This window comes from Niveispirillum fermenti (assembly GCF_048066175.1).
GTDB classification, from domain to species: Bacteria; Pseudomonadota; Alphaproteobacteria; order Azospirillales; family Azospirillaceae; genus Niveispirillum; species Niveispirillum fermenti.
The window spans coordinates 14,326-34,451 of record NZ_JBLTXA010000029.1 but is presented as its reverse complement, the minus strand read 5'-3'; the positions used below and the strand labels follow the sequence as shown (position 1 = coordinate 34,451).

Annotated in this window: 13 protein-coding genes; 9 read left to right on the top strand and 4 right to left on the bottom strand. The window is 65.7% G+C overall.

The features are described from left to right. The first annotated feature begins 63 nt into the window (after nucleotides 1-63). The 5 genes from ACM9LZ_RS20490 to ACM9LZ_RS20470 are packed head-to-tail and all read left to right on the top strand — an operon-like array spanning nucleotide 64 to nucleotide 7,484. Complete coding sequence (locus ACM9LZ_RS20490; RefSeq protein WP_416621379.1) at nucleotides 64-1,752, top strand: flavin-containing monooxygenase; 1,689 nt, start codon at nucleotides 64-66, stop codon at nucleotides 1,750-1,752. After that, nucleotides 1,749-3,248, top strand: a complete 1,500-nt coding sequence (locus ACM9LZ_RS20485; RefSeq protein ID WP_416621378.1) for an aldehyde dehydrogenase family protein — start codon at nucleotides 1,749-1,751, stop codon at nucleotides 3,246-3,248. Before ACM9LZ_RS20490 ends, ACM9LZ_RS20485 begins: the two co-directional genes overlap by 4 nt. After that, nucleotides 3,241-5,334, top strand: a complete 2,094-nt coding sequence (locus ACM9LZ_RS20480) for a PQQ-dependent dehydrogenase, methanol/ethanol family (RefSeq protein ID WP_416621377.1) — start codon at nucleotides 3,241-3,243, stop codon at nucleotides 5,332-5,334. The genes ACM9LZ_RS20485 and ACM9LZ_RS20480 overlap by 8 nt, the downstream gene beginning before the upstream one ends. Beyond that, nucleotides 5,331-6,278 carry an alpha/beta hydrolase gene (locus ACM9LZ_RS20475; RefSeq protein WP_416621376.1) on the top strand — a complete coding sequence of 316 codons (948 nt, stop codon included), beginning with the start codon at nucleotides 5,331-5,333 and terminating at the stop codon, nucleotides 6,276-6,278. The genes ACM9LZ_RS20480 and ACM9LZ_RS20475 overlap by 4 nt, the downstream gene beginning before the upstream one ends. A gap of 39 nt (nucleotides 6,279-6,317) precedes the next feature. Further along, on the top strand, nucleotides 6,318-7,484 hold the full coding sequence (locus ACM9LZ_RS20470) for an acyl-CoA dehydrogenase family protein (RefSeq protein ID WP_416621375.1): 1,167 nt from the start codon (nucleotides 6,318-6,320) through the stop codon (nucleotides 7,482-7,484). 49 nt (nucleotides 7,485-7,533) lie between these two features. Here ACM9LZ_RS20470 and ACM9LZ_RS20465 read toward each other — a convergent pair whose 3' ends face one another. Next, nucleotides 7,534-9,606, bottom strand: coding sequence for a TonB-dependent receptor (locus ACM9LZ_RS20465; protein ID WP_416621374.1), 2,073 nt, complete (start codon nucleotides 9,604-9,606; stop codon nucleotides 7,534-7,536). Nucleotides 9,607-9,952: 346 nt separating this feature from the next. Here ACM9LZ_RS20465 and ACM9LZ_RS20460 point away from each other — a divergent pair, with 346 nt between their 5' ends. Together ACM9LZ_RS20460 and ACM9LZ_RS20455 are read left to right on the top strand one after the other, a co-directional pair. Then, nucleotides 9,953-11,203, top strand: coding sequence for a cytochrome P450 (locus ACM9LZ_RS20460; protein ID WP_416621373.1), 1,251 nt, complete (start codon nucleotides 9,953-9,955; stop codon nucleotides 11,201-11,203). A 59-nt stretch (nucleotides 11,204-11,262) separates the two neighbouring features. After that, nucleotides 11,263-12,540: a spinster family MFS transporter gene (locus ACM9LZ_RS20455; RefSeq protein WP_416621372.1), complete on the top strand. Its 1,278-nt coding sequence runs from the start codon at nucleotides 11,263-11,265 to the stop codon at nucleotides 12,538-12,540. 22 nt (nucleotides 12,541-12,562) lie between these two features. On the opposite strand, the gene ACM9LZ_RS20450 is transcribed toward ACM9LZ_RS20455, so the two are convergent. Continuing rightward, the gene (locus tag ACM9LZ_RS20450) at nucleotides 12,563-12,985 is read right to left on the bottom strand and encodes an HIT domain-containing protein (RefSeq protein ID WP_416621371.1); all 423 of its coding nucleotides are present in this window, start codon (nucleotides 12,983-12,985) and stop codon (nucleotides 12,563-12,565) included. A 181-nt stretch (nucleotides 12,986-13,166) separates the two neighbouring features. Between ACM9LZ_RS20450 and ACM9LZ_RS20445 the strand changes: the two genes are divergently transcribed. Further along, nucleotides 13,167-15,782 (top strand): glycosyltransferase, encoded by a 2,616-nt coding sequence (locus ACM9LZ_RS20445; RefSeq protein ID WP_416621370.1) that lies wholly within the window; start codon nucleotides 13,167-13,169, stop codon nucleotides 15,780-15,782. Here the strand turns inward: ACM9LZ_RS20445 and ACM9LZ_RS20440 are convergent, their stop codons facing one another. Continuing rightward, nucleotides 15,783-16,892 (bottom strand): aminotransferase class I/II-fold pyridoxal phosphate-dependent enzyme, encoded by a 1,110-nt coding sequence (locus tag ACM9LZ_RS20440; RefSeq protein WP_416621401.1) that lies wholly within the window; start codon nucleotides 16,890-16,892, stop codon nucleotides 15,783-15,785. 139 nt (nucleotides 16,893-17,031) lie between these two features. Between ACM9LZ_RS20440 and ACM9LZ_RS20435 the strand changes: the two genes are divergently transcribed. Further along, nucleotides 17,032-18,399, top strand: coding sequence for a M48 family metalloprotease (locus tag ACM9LZ_RS20435; RefSeq protein ID WP_416621369.1), 1,368 nt, complete (start codon nucleotides 17,032-17,034; stop codon nucleotides 18,397-18,399). Between the two features lie 53 nt (nucleotides 18,400-18,452). Here ACM9LZ_RS20435 and ACM9LZ_RS20430 read toward each other — a convergent pair whose 3' ends face one another. Further along, a complete protein-coding gene (locus ACM9LZ_RS20430) occupies nucleotides 18,453-20,015 on the bottom strand; it encodes a DUF3369 domain-containing protein (protein ID WP_416621368.1) in 1,563 nt (520 codons plus the stop codon). Between the last annotated feature and the right edge of the window lie 111 nt (nucleotides 20,016-20,126).

Below are 20,126 nucleotides of genomic sequence, written 5' to 3'. Positions count from 1 at the left end.
CGGATAGGGGACAGGGCATCGCCCGCCCCTATCATGGAAAATAAAGTGTCGGGGAGGAAAACAGTGACGATCAGCAGCACCGGCCAGCCCCCCGGGGCAGCGCCGGACACCCTTGACGCCATCATCGTCGGGGCAGGATTCGCGGGCCTCTACATGCTCCACCGTCTGCGCCAGTCGGGCCTGCGGGCCATGGTGCTGGAAGCCGGGCCGGATGTCGGCGGCACCTGGTACTGGAACCGCTATCCCGGTGCGCGCTGTGATGTGGAAAGCGTGGTCTATTCCTATTCCTTTTCGGATGAACTGGTCCGGGAATGGAACTGGTCGGAGAAATTCGCCACGCAGCCGGAAATCCTGGCCTATATCCGCTTCGCGGCCGACCGGCTGGACCTGCGTCGCGACATCCGCTTCAACACCCGCGTCACCGCCGCCCATCATGACGGGGCCGCCAACCTGTGGCGTGTACAGACAGAGGACGGGCGGGAGATCGCGGCGCACTTCTGCATCATGGCGACAGGGTGCCTGTCTTCCAGCCGCCTGCCCGACATTCCCGGCATCAGCGCCTTCAAGGGACAGGTGATCCAGTCCGCCCATTGGCCCGATGAACCCGTCGATTTCACCGGCAAGCGCGTCGGGATCATCGGCACGGGATCGTCGGGCATCCAGATCATTCCCATCGTCGCGGCACAGGCCGGGCACACCCATGTCTTCCAGCGCACCGCGGCCTACAGCGTGCCGGCCCGCAACGCGCCGCTGGCCCCGGATTATCGCGCGGCGGTCAAGGTCGGCCATGGGGAAATCCGGCGGCAGTTGCGTGCCGGGCTGATCCATGGCAACAGCGACCTGCGGGTACCGGGGGAGGAACCGGTGCCACCCGGCCGGACAGCAGCCGAAATGACCCCGGCGGAACGGGAGGCGGCGCTGGAGGAACGCTGGCGGCGCGGCGGCGCCTGGTACATGTTCACCTTCTCCGATCAGGTCGTCGACCGGCAGGCGAACGAGATCGCGGCCGATTTCATCCGCCGCAAGATCCGGCAGATCGTGAAGGACCCCGCGGTGGCGGAGAAACTGTGCCCCACCTCCTATGCCATCGGGGCCAAGCGCATCTGCGTGGATACCAACTATTACGCCACCTTCAACCGGCCCGACGTGACGCTGGTCGATCATGCCGACGCGCCCATCCGGGCCGTGACGGAAAAAGGCATCCGCACGGATGGCGGTGAATACGAACTGGATGTCATCATCTTCGCCACGGGCTTCGATGCCATGACGGGCGCCTTGCTGGCCATGGATATCAGGGGGCGCGACGGGCTTTGCCTGCGGGACAAGTGGCAGGATGGTCCACGCACCTATCTGGGCCTGGGACTGGCCGGGTTCCCCAACCTGTTCACCATCACGGGGCCAGGCAGCCCGTCCGTCTTCAGCAATGTCGTCGTTTCCATCGAACAACATGTCGAATGGATCGGCGACTGTCTGGACCATATGAAAAGCATCGGCGCCACCCGGATTGAGGCGACGGAGCAGGCGGAAACGGATTGGGTCCGCCATGTGGGCGAGGTGGCGCACGCCACCCTGATCCCGACCACCCGGTCCTGGTATGTCGGGGCCAACATCCCCGGCAAGCCCAATGTCTTCATGATCTATGTCGGCGGCGTCGGACCGTACCGCGACATCTGCAACAGGGTTGCAGCCGCGGGCTATGCGGGCTTCACCCTGTCCGCCACCGACAGCACCGGCAAGGAAGGTGCGGCATGAGCATGATGGCAGCGGCCGGCCCGCAGGCCGGAGAGCGTTTTCTGGAACAGCGGCACGCCCAACTGATCGGCGGTGAATGGCGGCCCCCCGCCACCGGCCGTGTCCTTGACGTGCTGGACCCCGCCACGGGCGAGGTCATCGCCCAGGCCCCGGATGGCGATGCGGCCGATATCGATGCGGCCGTGACGGCGGCGCGCGCAGCGCATGAAGGTGAAGCATGGCGCGGCCTGACATCGGATGCACGCGCCCGCATTCTGTGGCGATATGCCGACCTGATCGAGGCGAACGGCGAGGAACTGGCCTGGCTGGAGGTACGCAACAACGGCATGCCGCTGGGCTTCGCCAATTGGGCCATCGGCGCCGGCGCATCCTGGCTGCGCCATTATGCCGGGCTGACGGCCAATATCTTCGGCCGCAACGCCTCATCCGCCCTGTCGGGCGGCGGCCAGCATGTGCATGCCTATACCCGGCGCCAGCCGGTCGGCGTCGCCGGGCTGATCCTGCCCTGGAACGGGCCGATCGGCGCCTTCCTGATCAAGGTGGCGCCGGCACTGGCCGCCGGCTGCTGCCTGGTGGTGAAACCGGCGGAGAACACGCCGCTGACGGCCCTGCGCCTGGGTGAACTGGCGCTGGAAGCCGGGCTGCCGGCGGGGGTGCTGAACATTGTCAGCGGCCACGGGGCGACGGCGGGTGCCGCCCTGGCCGCCCATCCCGGCGTCGACAAGATCTCCTTCACGGGATCCACCGCCATCGGCCGGCAGATCGTGGCGGCATCGGCCGGCAATCTGAAGCGGGTGACGCTGGAACTGGGAGGCAAGTCGCCCTGCATCGTCTGCGACGATGCCGACATGGACCAGGCCATCCCCGGTGCCGCCATGGCCATCTTCGCCAATAGCGGCCAGGTCTGCTTCGCCGGGTCCCGTCTGTTCGTCCAGCGTCGTTCCTTCGACCGGGTGGTCGACGGCATCGCCGGTTTCATGAAGGGGCTGAAGGTCGGGTCGGGCCTGGACCCCGATACCGTGATCGGCCCCCTGATCTCCGCCCGGCAGCGCGACCGGGTGCGCGATTTCATTGACAGCGGCCGGGCGCAGGGGGCGGAACTTGTGGCCGGCGGCGGTGCGCGCGACGGGGCCGGCTTCTTCCTGGAACCCACCCTGTTCGCCAATGTCCGCGCCGACATGCGGATCGCGTCGGAGGAGATTTTCGGCCCCGTGCTGGTGGCCACCCCCTTCGACGACCTGGACGAGGTGGTACGCGCGGCCAATGGCACGCGCTATGGCCTGGGTGCCGGCATCTTCACGGGTGACGTCAACAAGGCACACCTGCTGGCCGACCGGATCGAGGCCGGAAACATCTGGATCAACAGCTATGGCCTGATGCACCCGACCATGCCGTTCGGTGGCTTCAAGGAGTCTGGCTGGGGCCGGGAAATGGGAACAGAGGGGATGGAGGCGTTCCTTGAAACCAAATCCGTCTATGTGCAGCTTCATGGCTAGGCATACCCTGCCCTTTCTGCTGCTGGCCGGCCTGTTTCTGGCCGGTGGCGGTGCCCCCGCATCGGATCGCGTGCTGCGTGCCGATGAGCAGGCGCAGGACTGGCCCAGCCATGGCCGTACCTATGGGGAACAGCGCTATTCCCCGCTGGACCGGATCAGCCCGGCCAATATCGGCCGGCTGAGGCTGGCCTGGTATCACGACCTGGATACCAACAGGGGACAGGAGGGCACGCCGCTGGTCATCGACGGCGTGCTTTACACGACTACGGCCTGGAGCAAGCTGGTGGCCGTGGACGCGGCCACGGGACGACAATTATGGATCCATGATCCCGAGGTGCCGGGGCCGGCCGCCTTCAACAGTTGCTGCGACGTCGTCAATCGCGGCCCGGCCTATGCCGATGGCAAGCTGTACCTCGCCACGCTGGACGGCCGGCTGCAGGCGGTGGATGCGAGGACGGGCACGCTTCTCTGGTCGGTACAGACCACCGATCCGGACAAGCCCTATACCATCACAGGTGCCCCGAGGGCGGCCAAGGGCAAGGTCTATATCGGCAATGGCGGTGCCGAATATGGCGTGCGCGGCTATGTCAGCGCCTATGACGGTGCCACGGGCGGGCTGGTCTGGCGCTTCTACACCGTGCCGGGTGATCCGACGCGCAAGGACGGGGCGGCATCGGACACCATCCTGGAAAGGCTGGCCCGCGAGACATGGAGCGGTGAGGATTACTGGAAGAAATATGGCGGCGGCGGCACGGTTTGGGACAGCATCGTCTATGATCCGGACCTGGACCAGCTCTATATCGGGGTCGGCAACGGCTCGCCGCTGAACCATGTCATCCGGTCGGAGGGCAAGGGCGACAACCTGTTCCTGTCTTCCATCGTGGCACTGGACCCCGATACGGGGGCCTATCGCTGGCACTATCAGCAGGTGCCGGGCGAAAGCTGGGATTACACGGCCTCGCAGCAGATGATGCTGGCCGACCTGCCGTTGGACGGCGACATGCGCAAGGTCCTGCTGCATGCCCCCAAGAACGGCTTCTTCTATGTCATCGACCGCCGGACCGGAAAGCCGTTATCGGCGGAAAAATACGCCCCGACCAACTGGGCGACGCATATCGACCTGGAAACAGGGCGGCCCGCGCTGACACCGGAAGCGCGATATCTGGAAAAGCCCTTCATCGCGACCATCGGGTCCGCCGGCGCCCATAGCTGGCATCCCATGTCCTTCAGCCCGAAGACGGGGCTGGTCTATATCCCCGTTCAGGTCATTCCCGGCTATTACCACCGTGACCGGGCCTTCACCTACCGCAAGGGACGCTGGAACCTTGGCTATGATCTGATGCGCCTGCCCCTGCCGCGCGACGCCGCGTCGCGCCAGGCCATGCAGGAAGGGCTGCAGGGCTGGCTGTCCGCCTGGGACCCGGTCGCGCAGAAGGAGGTCTGGCGGGCCGATCACGGCATGCCATGGAACGGCGGCACGCTGGCCACGGGCGGCGGGCTGGTGTTCCAGGGAACCTTCGACGGCCGGTTCATGGCCTATGACGCGGCCACGGGTACGGAATTGTGGCACTTCGCGGCGCAGACCGGGGTCATGGCCGGACCCGTCAGCTACGAGGCGGGTGGCCGGCACTATATCGCCGTCATGGCCGGTGCCGGCGGCGCCGTGCCGCTGGCACTGCCCAGTTTCCAGGGCCCGCAGGCCCAGCCAAACGGGCGCATCCTGGCCTTCGCCCTGGATGGAACCGCCCACCTGCCGCCGCTGGAAGCCGTCCTGCCCCCTCCCAGCGAAGCCGCCGTCCCGGCACCACCGGACCGGATCGAACAGGGCCGACTGCTCTATGCCGATAATTGCGGCGGCTGCCACGGGCTGGGCACCTTGTCGGGCGGCATCCTGCCCGACCTGCGCCGCTCCGGCGTGCTGGAGGATGCGGAGGCCTGGCGGCAGGTGGTCATGGAGGGCATCTTCCAGGATCGCGGCATGATCGGCTTCCGCCAGTTTCTGAGCGAAGACGAAGCCGAAGCCATCCGTGCCTATGTGGCGGACGAGGCGGCGCATCTGCGCCGGGAAACCGGAAAGGAACCATGACCATGCCGCTGGACCCGGATGCCCGCCGCCTGCTGGACATGGCCGCCGCCGCGGGTGCCCCGTCGCTGGATGCCATGGGTGTCGTTGCCGCCCGCGCGGCGGTGGCCGCCATGGGGCCCATGCTGGCCCCGCCCGCCCCGCCACACGCCCTGCGCCATCTGGTGCTGGACGGACCGGGTGGTCCGCTGCCCGCCCGCCTTTACCGGCCGGAAGGCGTGGACGCAGACATTCCCCTGCCGGCCCTTGTCCACCTGCATGGCGGCGGCTGGGTACTGGGCGATCTGGATGGATGCCACAGTTTCTGCGCAACCATCGCCAGCCGGGCCGGAATCGCGATCCTGTCCGTGGATTACCGGCTGGCACCGGAACACCCTTTCCCTGCCGCCCTGGCCGATACGCTGGCCGCCGTCCGCCAGGCGGTGACGCTGGCCGCCGATCTGGGCATCGATCCTTCACGGCTGGCCATCGGGGGCGACAGTGCCGGCGGCAATCTGGCGGCCGTCACCTGCCTGACCCTGCGTGACGGGGGCGGGCCAGACCTGCGGATGCAGGTTCTGCTCTATCCCGTCACCGATCTTCGCATGCGATCCGCCTCCTATGCCTTGCCCGATGGCGACGGGATGCTGACCGGCAGCATGATGCGCTGGTTCCGGAATCTCTATGCCGGGCCAGGGGCGGACGTGACAGACCAGCACCTGTCACCCCTGCTGGCGGACGACCATGCCGCTCTTCCGCCGGCCTATGTCCTGACCTGCGGCTTCGATCCGCTGTGTGACGAGGGCCGGGCCTATGCCGATGCGCTGGCGGCGGCGGGCGTGCCCGTCACCCATGTGCATTGTGCCGACCAGATGCATGGCTTCCTGTTCATGGGCGGCGCCATCGCCGCCGCCGGCCCTGCGGTTGAGGCGGTGGCCGATCACCTGCGCACCGCACTGGCCGGATAGGCCCCGCGCCGCATCGCCCGAAAATCTGAAAGGACATCCATGCTCACCTTCGATGAATGGCGGGCGCGCTCGCCCTTTTATGATGAGACCCATGACGCCGTAGCCCGATCCGTGGCCCGGTTCGTGGAACGGGAGGTCGCCCCCCATATCGACCGCTGGGAAGCGGAAGGCGAACTTCCCCGGTCGCTGCATGCCAAGGCCGCAGAGGCCGGTATCCTGCAACTGGGCTTTCCGGAGGAGTATGGCGGCCTGTCCGAAGGGGTCGACATCTTCCACGGCCTCACCCAGGCCGAGGAACTGGCCAGGCCGGGAGCAGGCGGACTGCATGCTTCCCTGATGACCCATTCCATGGCGCTGCCGCCGGTCCTGCGCCTGGGATCGGACGAACTGAAGCGCCGCATCGCCCCGCCCGTGCTGGCGGGCGAAAAGCTGATGGCGCTGGCCATCAGCGAACCTTCGGGCGGGTCCGATGTCGCCGCGCTGAAGACCAGCGCGAAACGGGTCGGCGACCGCTATGTGCTGAACGGATCGAAGACCTTCATCACGTCCGGCATGCGGGCCGACTATTTCACGGTGGCCGTGCGCACGGGCGGCCCCGGCATGGGCGGCATTTCGCTGCTGCTGGTGGAGGCGGACAGTCCCGGCTTCACCCGCACGAAGCTGGACAAGATGGGCTGGCGCTGTTCGGACACGGCCACGCTTTACTTCGACAATGTCGAGGTGCCGTCGGAAAACCTGATCGGGCCGGAGAATGAGGGCTTCCTGCGCATCGTCCAGAATTTCAACGATGAGCGGCTGCTGATGGCCATGCAATGCTGTGCCCATTCCCGCGTCTGCCTGCGCGAGGCGGCACAATGGGCCCTGACGCGCGAGACGTTCGGCAAGCGACTGGTGGACCATCAGACCATCCGCGTGAAGCTGGCCGACATCGCGCTGATGATCGAAGGAACGCAGGCCTGGGTCGATCAATGCGCCTGGATGCGCCGCGAAGGCCGCCTGACCCCGGCCAGTGCCGCCATGCTGAAGGTGCAGGCAACCCGCACCCTGGAACTGGCGGCACGGGAAGCCGCGCAGGTCCTTGGCGGCGCGTCCTACATCACGGGGTCCAAGGTCGAGCGCATCTATCGCGAGGTGCGGGTGAATGCCATCGGCGGCGGATCGGAGGAAATCATGCTGGATCTGGCCGGCCGCCAGCTTTTCCGCTGAAGCAAAGGCACCGGGGCAGCCCGCCCGCCGCGGTGCCCTGCCCCACCCGTCAATATTCCGCCGTCAGGCGCAGGCCCCAGGTGCGCGGGGCACCGGGGAAGCTGTTCTGGCCCAGGAAGCCGAGGGTGGAACCCCAGAAGGCATATTCCTCCTTCGTCAGGTTCTTGCCATAGACCGAAACGGTCCAGACCCCCGACGGGGTCGTATAGTTCAGGTTGGCGTCCAGCAAATTGTATGATTTCTGCTTCAGCAGATTGGGATCGTCGAAGAAATAGGCACCGGTGTAGCTGCTGGACAGGTTCGCCTTGAACGCCCCGCCATCGGCCAGGGTGCGCTCATAGCTGGCCGTCAGGTTGAAACTGTCCTTGGGTACGCGCACGAACTGTCGGCTGCCCGGATCGGCAACGCCGGCAAAGCTTTTATACTCGGCATCGGTGTGGCCGTAGCTGCCGGATACCGACAGATGTTCCGTCAGGATGGCCGTCGCTTCCACCTCGATGCCCCGGATGGTGGCGTCGGCGGCGTTGAAGACGGACTGCACCACGCCCTGGGTCGGGCTGGTGCCCAGCACGGTACGCTGCAGATCCTTGTAATCATTGTTATATGCGGAAAGGTTGAAGCGCAGGTGCCGGTTCAGCAGATCGGCCTTGTAGCCGATTTCATAGGCCGTGACCTGTTCGGCCTTGTACGGTTCGATGATGGGCGTGCCACGCAAGGAAAAACCGCCGCTGCGGAAGCCGCGCGTGGCGGAGGCAAACAGAAGCTGGTCATCCGTCAGCCTGTAAGCCAGGCCCAGCTTGGGCGACAGGTTGCTGTCGTCGGTCTTGGCCTGCGGCGACAGGGTGCAGGTGGAGAAATCCAGCGCGCAGGCGCCGAACGGCGCGGCCTGCGCCTTCTTCGTCTCCTCCGTGTACCGCGCACCGACGGTCACGGTCAGCCGGTCCAGCGGCCGCCAGTCGGCCTCCGCGAAGATGGCGAAACTGTCATTGTCCAGCAGAGAGCGGGTGGCCAGGCGCTGGGTCCCGTTGTTCAGGTCCCGCCCCTCGCGGAAATTGAAATTCTGCTCGAAATAGTAAAGTCCCGTGGTGAAGTCGAAACTGTCCGACAGCGGCATGGCATAGCGCAGTTCGGAACTGAACTGATCCTGGTCCTGCGCAATGCTTTGCAGGAAGGCACGGCTGGGCGTGCCGTCGAAATCGGTCAGCACGCGCGTGCGCACGTCGCGATAGCCGGTGACGGAGGTCAGCACGCCACCGCCCAGGTTCCAGTTCACCTCCAGCACGCCGAACAGCACATCGATATCGTTGCTGCCGCGCGTGTCCGGGGCCACAGTCCAGAAATTGGCCGGGGTGAGATAGCCTTCCTGCTGCGGCAGGGTCAGGGGAGAGCCCGGCAGGGTGGAGGGCGAAACGCCCCGCGCCACCACGGGGTCGCCCTTCTCCGAATACCATTCGCCGATCAATGTCACGTCCAGATTGTCGTTGGGCGTGAAGCGCAGGCTGGGCCGCACGATCAGCGAATGGCTTTCGCCATAGTCGCTGTCGGTCGTGGCATCGGTGAAATAGCCGTCAAGCCAGCGGCTCTGCACCGCCAGACGGGCGGCAAGCTTGTCCTGCACCAACGGGCGGTTCAGCACGGCCGACGCCTCGTAGCTGCCGTAATTGCCGATCCCGACCGTGGCCTTCGTGCTGTCGGAAAAGGATGGCCGCGCACTGCGGAAGGATACGGCACCACCCGTGACATTGCGCCCGAACAGGGTGCCCTGCGGACCGCGCAGGATTTCCACGCTTTCAACGTCGAACAGGTCGCCCAGCGCGCCATAATTGGAACCCCAATAGACGCCATCCTGGAAAATGCCGACGGCCGGCTCATCCGACGGGGTGGAACCCGACACGCCCATGCCACGGATGGCGAAATTCTGCACGCCCTTCTGCGCGGAAGGCTGCAAGGCCACCGACGGGGCCAGGCGGCCGACATCGACAATATCGTTGACGAAGAAATTCTCCATCTGCGCCGGACCAAAGGCCGTCGCGGAAATCGGCGTCTCCTGAAGGCTTTCACCGCGCGCCCGCTTGCGCGCAGTAACAACGATCTCGTCAAGCTGCATCGCGTCTTCGGACATCGGAACAGGTTGGGCCCAAGCGGAATCGGCGGCCAGCGACAGTACCAGGACTGAAATACCGTACGAAATACCGGATTTCCTCTTCATGCATACCTCCCTATGGCGTGTCCTTCGCGGGATCGCGCCTTTGTCGGCAGGATTGGCCTGCATCGCGCCGGCGATGCAAGATAGATCCATACCCATGTCTGCATTACGGGCTCTGTCGCCATCATCGATCGGCGGCACAACAGACCCGCGGCCACTGTCCATGCCCCGGCCATACCGGGAACCTGCCAATCGAGAGGTTCACACGAAATTGCCCCCGCTTACGCTGCCCGTGCCAACCACAGGGAATGGGGAGGATGGGATGCCCGACGGCCGGATGAACCAGAACAGCCAGGATGGTTGCCCGCATGCGGCCGGTATCCTGGACTTCACGGACAAGGACCCGTTTGGTTTCTATGCCGGACTGCTGGCCGGTCCGTCGCCGGTGTGGGACGAAGGGGCGCAGGCCTGGCTGGTCCATGATTTCCAGCAATGCCTGGACTGCGAGCGCAATGAAACGCGCTTCGCCAACATGTACCTGGACGCCGACCCGATCACGGTGGCCATCAAGGGCGGTGGCGCCAACATCACCCTGAGCCGGGAGCCGGAGCATATGAAGCTGCGCCGCTTCCATTTCCGGCTGTTATCCGCCGATAGTGTCCGTGTCTTCCGCGGCCGTCACATAAGGCCCGTGATCACCGGCTTGCTGGACCGCCTGGAAGGGGCCGCCACGGCCGATCTGGCCGAGCAATATGCGGCGCAAATTCCGCCGCGGATCATCTGCGCCCTGCTGGGCATGCCGACCGATGACAGGACGGTGGGCCAGATACTGGACGCCAACGAGGCCATCGTGCGCTTCATCGCATCCGGTTACCGCGACATGGTGCTGCGCGACGCAGCCCTGGCGGCATCGGAACGGCTGAACGCCATGCTGCTGCCCTATGTGCGGGACCGGCGCGAGCGGCCGGGCGACGATTTCATCAGCCGGGTCTGGCTGGATGCCCCCAAGGATGGGGTCGTCCTGGATGAGGCCGGCGTGATGGGCATCTGCCGGGAATTGTTCTTCGCCGGCTCCGACACGTCCGTGCATGGCATCGCCAACGCGCTGCACCTTCTGCTGGCTGATCCGGCAGTGAAGGACCGCGTGGCGGCCGACCGCGACACGGCCCTGCCGGCGCTGGTGGAAGAGGCGCTGCGGCTGTTGAACGTGGTGCAGTTCCGCCATCGCCGTTGTCTGGCCGATACGCAGGTCGGTGCCACCACCATCCGGCAAGGGGAAGTGATCATCCTGCTGCATGCCGCGGCGAACCGTGACCCCGCCCGCTTCGAATGCCCGCACGAGGTGCGGCTGGACCGGCCGGAACCGACGGCCCATCTGGCCTTCGGCCGGGGTATCCGGTCATGCATCGGCGCGCAACTGGCCCGGGCGGAAATGCAGGAGGCGCTGGGACTGCTGCTGGACCGGTTCCCCGCCGTCGCCCCCGATGCGGAGCAGCCGGCCCCCTGCTTCCGTGGCCTTTACATGCGGTCAATGGGGCCGTTGCACGTTAAGTTGCGGCCGGCCGCGCCGTGACCGTCCCGGTATCGGTGGCGGCCGCAGAAAACAGAAAAACCGTGGGAGGAAAGAGATCAATGGCCGCACAGCCGCCGGCACCCGGGTCCTGGTCCGCATTGCGCAAGAGCTACATCATGGCGATGGTGATGATCGTCGCCTTCATCAGCTATGTCGATCGCCAGATCGTCACGATCCTGATCCAGTCCATCAAGGAGGATTTGTCGCTGAGCGACACGCAGATCGGGCTGCTGACCGGTGTTTTCTTCTCCGTGCTGTACGTCATTGCCGGCATTCCGCTGGCCCGCATTTCGGACCGGGGGAACCGTCGCACGCTGATTTCCCTGTGCGTGGCGTTCTGGAGCGCCATGACCATGTTCTGCGGGATTGCCACCAGCTATGTGCAACTGGCCTTCGGCCGCATGATGGTGGCCGTGGGCGAGGCGGGCAGCGCGCCTGCCAGCTATTCCCTGCTGGCCGACCTGTTCCCGCCGCAGCGCCGCACCCGCATCTTCGCGCTGATGAGCTGCGGCAGCGCCTTCGGCATCGCGTTCGGGGTCTATCTGGGCGGCACCTTGAACGAGGTGCTGGGCTGGCGGACCACCTTCCTGGTCGTAGGGGCACCGGGCCTGGTGATCGGGCTGCTGTTCTGGCTGACGGTGCCGGAGCCCGCCCGCCCGGCCAGGGCGACCGATGCCCCCCCGATCCAGGGCCTGTTCCGCACATTGCTGTCCTTCCTGGACCTGACCACCTATCGCGCGCTGATTGCCATCGCCCTGTTTGCATCCATCGCCGCCTTCGCCATGCTGTCCTGGATGCCGGCCTTCCTGATTCGCGTGCATGGCATGTCTTCGGGGGAAGTCGGGTTGAAAATGGGCACGGCCCTGGCGCTGGGATTGCTGCTGGGCAACATCTGCTGCGGCACCATCGCCGACAAGATGGGCGGGCGCGATGTGCGCTGGCTGATCTGGACGGCGGGGTACGGGTTGCTGGCCTGTGTCCCGACGGGGCTGCTGTCGCTGTTCTGGCCCGATGCCCTGGGATCGGTCATCTGGTTCGGCGCCTTCACTTTCTTCCTGGGTTTCTGGGCGCCGCCGGTCATCACCGTCGTGGTCGGGCTGGTGCATGACCAGTCGCGCGCACTGGCCGCCGCCACCATTCCCATCTTCCAGAGCATCGGCGGTGCCATCGGGCCGCTGTTCGTCGGCATGGTCAGCGATGCCTTGACCCCGACAGAGGGGGTGGAGGGCATCCGCTATGCCATGGCCGCGTCGCTGGGCTGCTGTGTCCTTGCCGGCGTAGGTGCGCTTTTCACAGGCCGCTGGCTGCGGCTGGAATATCGGGCGGCACCCGGTTGATTCCGGCCGCCCGGCCGGATGGTCAGGGAAATTCCTGTCGCGCGGCTTCCCACAGCCGGTCGGCAAGGGCCGCCAGTTCGTCCCCGCCATAGGGCGCACTATGCCCGGCACCCCATACGGGGCCGGGCCAGGCCGGGTCAGTGTGCCGGCGCCCGATAACATGCACATGCAATTGCGAGACGTGATTGCCCAGCGCACCGATATTCACCTTGTCGGGCGTGAAGACATGTTCGAGCAGCCGGCCCGCCGCGGCGATCTCCCGCATCAGCAGGGATTGATCGGCCGGCGTCAGGCGGTGGATTTCCACCGCACCGGCCCGGCGGGGCACCAGGATCAGCCAGGCGAACAAACGGTTGCGCATCAGCAGCAGCCGGCTGAGCGGCCAGTCCCCCAGCGTGATCGTATCCCCGGCAAGCCGCTCATCAAGCCTGAACCCGTCTTCCATCCCGCTGCCCTCCGTTCTGTACCCTTATCCCCGAACTATACCAATGAACGGGCCCTGGGTTATGGTGATTGACGGTCTTGATGTCGATCATCATTGCGCTTTCCACAAAAATAACAGAAACGGCTGCCAGAACAGGTTGGTTACCGCCGTTGCGGGCGGGCTCCGGGGGCAAGACGAGACGATGGGCAAAATCCTGAAGATGCGGGCATCGGCCTGGGCGGTGCTGGTGCTGCTGGTCCTGGGCAATATCGGGGCCTGGGCGCTGTCCAACCGGCCGACCACGCCGGAGAAGCTCTGGGCCGGGACCATTGCCGGCGTCGCCTTCAGCCCTTACCAGGAAAATCAGAACCCGCAGGATGGGCGCCACCCGTCGCGCACCGATATCGAACGCGACATGGGCGTCGTAGCCCCCTATGTCCGGTCCATCCGTTCCTATTCCGCCACGGACGGGCTGGAGGTGATCCCGGAGATCGCCGCCAAATATGACCTCGACGTGACGGCCGGCGCCTGGATTTCGGGCGACCTGGGCAAGAACGAGCAGGAGATCAATTCCCTGGTCCGGGTGACGCGCGCCAATCCCAATGTCACGCGCGTCATGGTCGGCAACGAGGTGATGTATCGCGGCGACCTGGAGGTCGAGGCCCTGATCGACTATGTCCAGCGCGTGAAACGCCAGCTCGACGTGCCCGTCTCCACCGCCGAGCCACCCTATGTCTGGATGAAGCATCCCGAACTGGCCGAGGCGGTGGATTATATCACCATCCACCTGCTTCCCTATTGGGAGAAGGTGCCCATCGAGCAGGCCATGGATCAGGTGCGCCGCGGCTATGACGAAGTACGCGCCAGATATCCCGACAAGCACATCCTGATCGGCGAGGCCGGATGGCCGTCCGACGGGCCCTATCGCGGCGGGGCGCAGGCCAGCCTGGTCAATCAGGCACAATTCATCCGGAATTTCCTGAACCTGGCGGGCGACAACCGCTGGGACTATTACATCATGGAAGGCTTCGACCAGCCGTGGAAGCGGCAGATCGGCGGTGAGGCCGAGGCAAACTGGGGCATCTGGGACACCCATCGCAGCATGAAGTTCCCAATGGAAGGCGGGGTCTTCGAGGTGCCGGGCTGGCCCGTGCTGTGCGCCATCGCCGTGGCGCTGGCCTTCATCCCCATGTTCTGGTTCGTGCTGTCCCGCGATGACCTGCGGCCGGGCGGGCAGCTATTTTATGGCGCGCTGATCCAGGCCATCGCCTCGGGCCTGGTCTGGACCGCGACGGAAGCCATGACGACGGGCATGAACACCATGTCCTTCGTCGCCTTCCTGATCCTGATCTGCGCGCAGATTTTGCTGCTGATCGTCGTTCTGATCGATGGTCTGGAACTGACCGAGGTGGTATGGACCGACCGCTGGAAGCGGAAATTCACACCCGTCAAGGTCAATACCAGCGGCTACTATCCCAAGGTTTCCATCCATGTGCCCTGTTACAACGAACCGGCACACATGGTGATCGAGACACTGAACGCGCTGGCGAAGATGGATTATCCCAACTTCGAAGTTCTGGTGATCGACAACAACACCAAGGACGAGGAGGTGTGGAAGCCGCTGGAGGCGCATTGCGCCAGGCTGGGCCCGCATTTCCGCTTCTTCCATCTGGCAAAATGGCCGGGATACAAGGCCGGCGCACTCAATTTCGGACTGGCCGTGACGGCGCCGGATGCCGAAGTGGTGGGCGTCATCGACAGCGATTATCAGGTCACGCCGGACTGGCTGTCGGCCACCATCCCCTATTTCGAGAACCAGAAGGTTGCCTTCGTCCAGAGCCCGCAGGACTACCGCGACTGGCACATCCACCCGTTCCATCGGATGATCAACTGGGAATATCAGGGCTTTTTCCATATCGGCATGGTGCAGCGCAACGAGCGGAACGCCATCATCCAGCACGGCACCATGACCCTGATCCGGACCTCCATCCTGAAGCGGGTGGGCTGGTGGGCCGAATGGTGCATCTGCGAGGATGCCGAGCTGGGCCTGCGACTGTTCGAGGAGGGGCTGGAGTCGGTCTACATGCCCGACAGCTTCGGCAAGGGACTGGTACCCGACAGTTTCGCCGGCTACAAGACGCAGCGCTTCCGCTGGGCCTATGGGGCTGTGCAGATCATCAAGCGGCACTGGCGGGAGTTCCTGCCGTCGGGGACCAAGCTGACCTTCGGCCAGAAATATCATTTCGTGACGGGCTGGCTGCCCTGGTTCGCCGATGCCGCGCATATGGGCTTCGTGATGGGCGGCATTCTCTGGTCCATGGGGCTGCTGCTTGCCCCCAAATATTTCGAGTTCCCGCCCACCGTCTTCATCATGCCTACCCTGGGCGTGTTCTTCTTCAAGGTGGCGTGCGGCCTGTGGCTTTATGCGGCGCGGGTGAAATGCGGGTTCCTGGACAAGGTGAATGCGGCGGTGGCCGGCATGGCGCTGACCCATACGGTGGGCCGCGCCGTCTGGACGGGCCTGTTCACGCAGGGCCGCCCCTTTGTGCGCACGCCCAAGTGCGAGGACCAGCCAGCCCTGATCCAGGGCTTCCTGCATGCGCGGGAAGAGGTGGTGCTGATGATCCTGCTCTGGATCACCGCCTTCCTGGTGGGCTGGCGCGAAGGCGGCGACAATCGCGACGCCTATATCTGGTCGGCCATGCTGGTGGTGCAGTCCCTGCCCTATATCGCCGCGCTGGCCGTTGCCACCATCAACGGCCTTCCCATGCCCAGGCAGGACGATCCGGAGGCACAGCCGGCGACGGCGGCGGAGTGATCACCGCCGGCCCGACCAGGCCACCAGCCGCCGGGCCGCCTCTGCCACCTCTGCTTCCGCCGCGGCGAAGCTGATGCGCAGAAACCGATGGCCACGGGCCGTGTCGAAATCCAGGCCCGGCGTGATGGCCACACCCGTCTCGGCCAGGATGCGCTTGCAGAACGCCTCGCTGTCATCGGTCAGGCGGCTGACATCGGCATAGACATAGAAGGCCCCGTCGGCCGGGGCCAGATCATCGAACCCGGCACGCGGCAGTTCATTCAGCAACAACTCCCGGCTGCGGCGATACCGGGCGACATGGCCATCGGCCTCCTCCACACAGTCGAACGCCGCGACGGCGGCCCGCTGCGACAGGGTGGGGGCGGAAATGAACAGGTTCTGCGCCAGGCATTCGGCGGCCCGGACAAGCTCCGGCGGCACGACCATCCAGCCCAGGCGCCAGCCCGTCATGCTGAAATATTTGCTGAAGCTGTTGATGACCAAGGCCCGGTCGCTGAACGCCAGGGCCGTCTGCGCCCGCAGGCCGGTGAATTCGATACCGTGATAGATCTCGTCGCTGATGAGGCGCACGCCGTTTTCCTCGCACCACCGCGCCAGGTCGCGCAGGGCGTCGGGTGACAGCATGGTGCCGGCGGGGTTCGACGGGCTGGCCACGATCAGCCCCTTCACGGGCCGGTCCAGGGCGGCCAGCAGGGCCGGCGTCGGCTGGAAACGGGTTTCCGGTCCCGTCGGAATTTCCACGGGCACCAGATCCAGCGCGCGCAGGATGTTGCGATAGGCAGGATAGCCGGGTGCTGCCAGCGCCACACGGTCCCCCGGCTCGAACGCGGCCAGAAAGCCCAGCAGGAAGCCGGCCGACGACCCCGTGGTGACGGCGATACGCTCTGGCCCGACCGATACGCCATGGCGGTCACGATACCAGCGGGCGATGGCCTCCCGCAGGGACGGGATGCCGAACGCCTCGGTATAGGCGATACGGTCGGCGTCCAGCGCGGCATGGGCCGCCGCAATGACGCCGCGCGGGGCCGGCGTGCCCGGCTGACCGATCTCCAGGTGCAGGACATCACCACCCGCCGCGGCCCGCTCGTTGGCGGCGCGCATCACCTCCATCACGATGAAGGGGGCCACCGAACCCCGGCGCGACGGGGCCCAGGGGTCCGTGGCGATCGCTTCGCGCAACGTCGCCCTTCCCTCGCCATGTTTTTCGTGGCTAGTGTCGGGGCGAAGGGCGTTGCCGATGGATAGACTCATGTTTGCGGTTCCAAAGCGGATTGCCAATGCGGCGGTGGCGTTGCTGATGGCGGCCACGCTGGCCCTACAGCCGGCCGTGGCCCAGGCCCGATCGATCAGTTTCATCCGGGACACGGAAATCGAGCATATATTGCGCGTCTATGCCACACCGATCTTGGAGACGGCGGGCATCGTGCCGGAGGCCGTGACGATCGCCCTGGTCAATGACGACACGCTGAACGCCTTTGTGGCCGGCGGTCAGAACATGTTCTTCCATACCGGATTCCTGATGGATACGGGGCTGGACGAACTGATCGGGGTGACGGCGCACGAAACCGGCCACATCGCCGGCGGCCACCTGGCCCGCATGGGGGATGCCATGGCCAACGCCGCGACCATCGCCACCATCTTCACCCTGCTGGGCCTGGCCGCCGCGATCGGTGCCGGGCGCGGCGATGTGGGCATGGGCCTGATGGGCGGCGGCCAGGAAGCCGCGATGCGCACCTTCTTCGCCTTCACCCGCGCGCAGGAGGGCTCCGCCGACGAGGCGGCCATGAAATATCTGGAAAGCCTGGGCTGGTCGTCGGAAGGGCTGCTGAAGATGATGCAGCGGCTGGCCGGGCAGGAACTGCTGCCCGAGAACCGGCAGGTTGAATATGTCCGCACCCACCCGCTGACCCGCAACCGTATCGAGGCCATCCGCAATTTCGTGGAGACGCGGTCGCAGAACAACGGCAAGCGCCTGCCCGACAATTTCCATGACCTGCATGAGCGCATGGTGGCCAAGCTGATGGGCTTCATGCGGCCGGGCATCGCCCTGCGACGTTATTCGGCCACCGACAATGCCATCCCCGCCCGCTATGCCCGGGCCATTGCGCTCTACCGTACCGGCCGCGCCGACGAAGCCGTCACCATGACAGACGCGCTGATCGCAGCCGAACAGGACAATGCCTATTTCCATGAGTTGAAAGGCCAGATCCTGTTCGAGGAAGGGCGGGTGGCGGATGCGGTGGCCCCCTATCGCGAGGCGGTGCGTCTGAACCCCGATTCGGGCCTGCTGCGCAATGCGCTGGGCCATGCGCTGCTGGAAGTGGGCGACGACCGGTTCCTGGAGGAAGCCATCAACCACCTGACGGTGGCCGCGCGGGTGGAGCGCAGTTCCGCCATCACCTGGCGGCTGCTGTCATCGGCCTACAGCCGCGCCGACATGCCGCCGCAACTGGCCTATGCGCGCGCCGAGGAAGCCTTGTCCCGCGGCGACATCCGCGCCGCAAAATTCCATGCCGACCGGGCGGAGCGTATGCTTCCCGCCGGCTCCCCGGAATGGATACGCGCCCAGGATATCCGCGTGATGGTGGAAAGCCGGGTCTCGACCTCGGAGTTCTGAACCGGTCAAAAGCCGAAGGCAGGGGCCCCGGGCAGGGCCCCGAAGGCAGATCGTCAACGCGGCCGGACGCGCGCCTGACGGGCCTGGAAGAAGGCCTCGACGACGGTTGGGTCGTACAGGGTGCCGGCCCCTTCCTGAATGGCCCGCAACGCCTCCGCATGGGGAACGGCGGCCCGCCAGCTTCGCCGGTGGGTCATGGCATCATAGACATCGGCCACGGCCACGATCCGGGCCGCGGCCGGAATGGCGGTGCCGGCCAGACCTCGCGGATAGCCGCTGCCGTCCCAGCGCTCATGATGGGCCCGCGCGATGGCCGCACCGAAGGACAGGTAGTTGCTGCCTTCCACCATGCGGGAGGCCTTTTCCAGCAGGGCGGCCCCCCGCTCGCAATGCATCTCCATCTGCTGGCGTTCCTGATCGTCCAGCGGCAGGGTCTTCGTGATCAGCCGGTCGGGCACGCCGACCATGCCGATATCGTACAGCATGGCCCCCATGGTGATCAGGTCCAGGAACTCGTCATCGATGGGCGTGTCCCAACCGGCATTGCCACGCAGGGCGAAGGCGATCTCCGTCACCAGCCGGGACAGCCGCAACCCGTGGTCACCGCCGCCATCCGGGTCCTTGTAATCGGCCAGGCCGGCAAGGGCGATGACGGCCGCCTTGTGCGACCGCCGCACCTGTTCGTAAAGGTGCAGATTGTCGAAGCCGATGGCGATCTTGGTGCCCAGCAGTTCGGCAAGCTTCCGTTCCAGCCCGTCCAGCGGCCGGCCAACATGCAGGCAGGCCGCCGCATCACGGCCGTCCGCCGTGCGCAGCCAGAGGATCAGACGCTGATCGTCGTAATGATGCTGACGGCCGTTCAGTACAGCCATCACCATGGCCGACAGGGCCGGATCGGCGCTGTAGCCAAGCGGCATGCCCGCAAGGTCGGCATAGCGGCCGGATGCCGCCAGGATTTGCGCATCATTGCGGGCGATGCCCCGCGTGACGCAGACAAAACCGTCGGCCGCCACGTCCAGCACCTGCGCCAGTTCGCCCAGCACCGCCTGTGCGAACCGGTCGATGGCGCGCAGCGTGAACAGGCTGCCGGCGGCGTCGATGATGCGCGCCATGCCCCGGCGGGAACGTTCCAGTTCCGTGATATGCTCATAGGAGCGTAGGGCCGCCACCGTGGCGGTTCCCAGCTTCTGGGCCGTCAGCTCGGTCTTCGCCTTGTAATCATTGATGTCATAGGCATGGATGACGGCGTCTTCCGGCGCCTGGCCCGGCTGGCCCGTGCGCAGGATGATGCGCACCTGGCTGTTGCCCAGATCCTCCCGGATAAGGGGCACAAGGCGCAGGCCCGCGTCGTCGGTCTCCATCACCACATCCAGCAGGATCATGGCGATGCCAGGGTCCTTGGCGAGCATCTGCAAGGCCTCCGCCGCGGAGAAGGCGGACAGGAACTGCAGGGGACGGCCGTTATAGACGAACTTCTTCATGACCAGACGGGTCATGGCATGCACCTCCGGATCGTCATCAACGATCAGGATCAGCCATGGCCGGTCGACCTGGGGGCCAACGGCGACCGGGCTTTCCGGCGTCTCCTCATGGAAGAGGAATTCGTCGTTGTTCACGCCCATCCGGTGCCACCCGCTCCGTCCTGCGGGCCGCGGATTCCCCTCCACGGCCTTATCTACTGATTATATCGGACTTTACACACCTGCGTATCACCGCATACCTCGTTC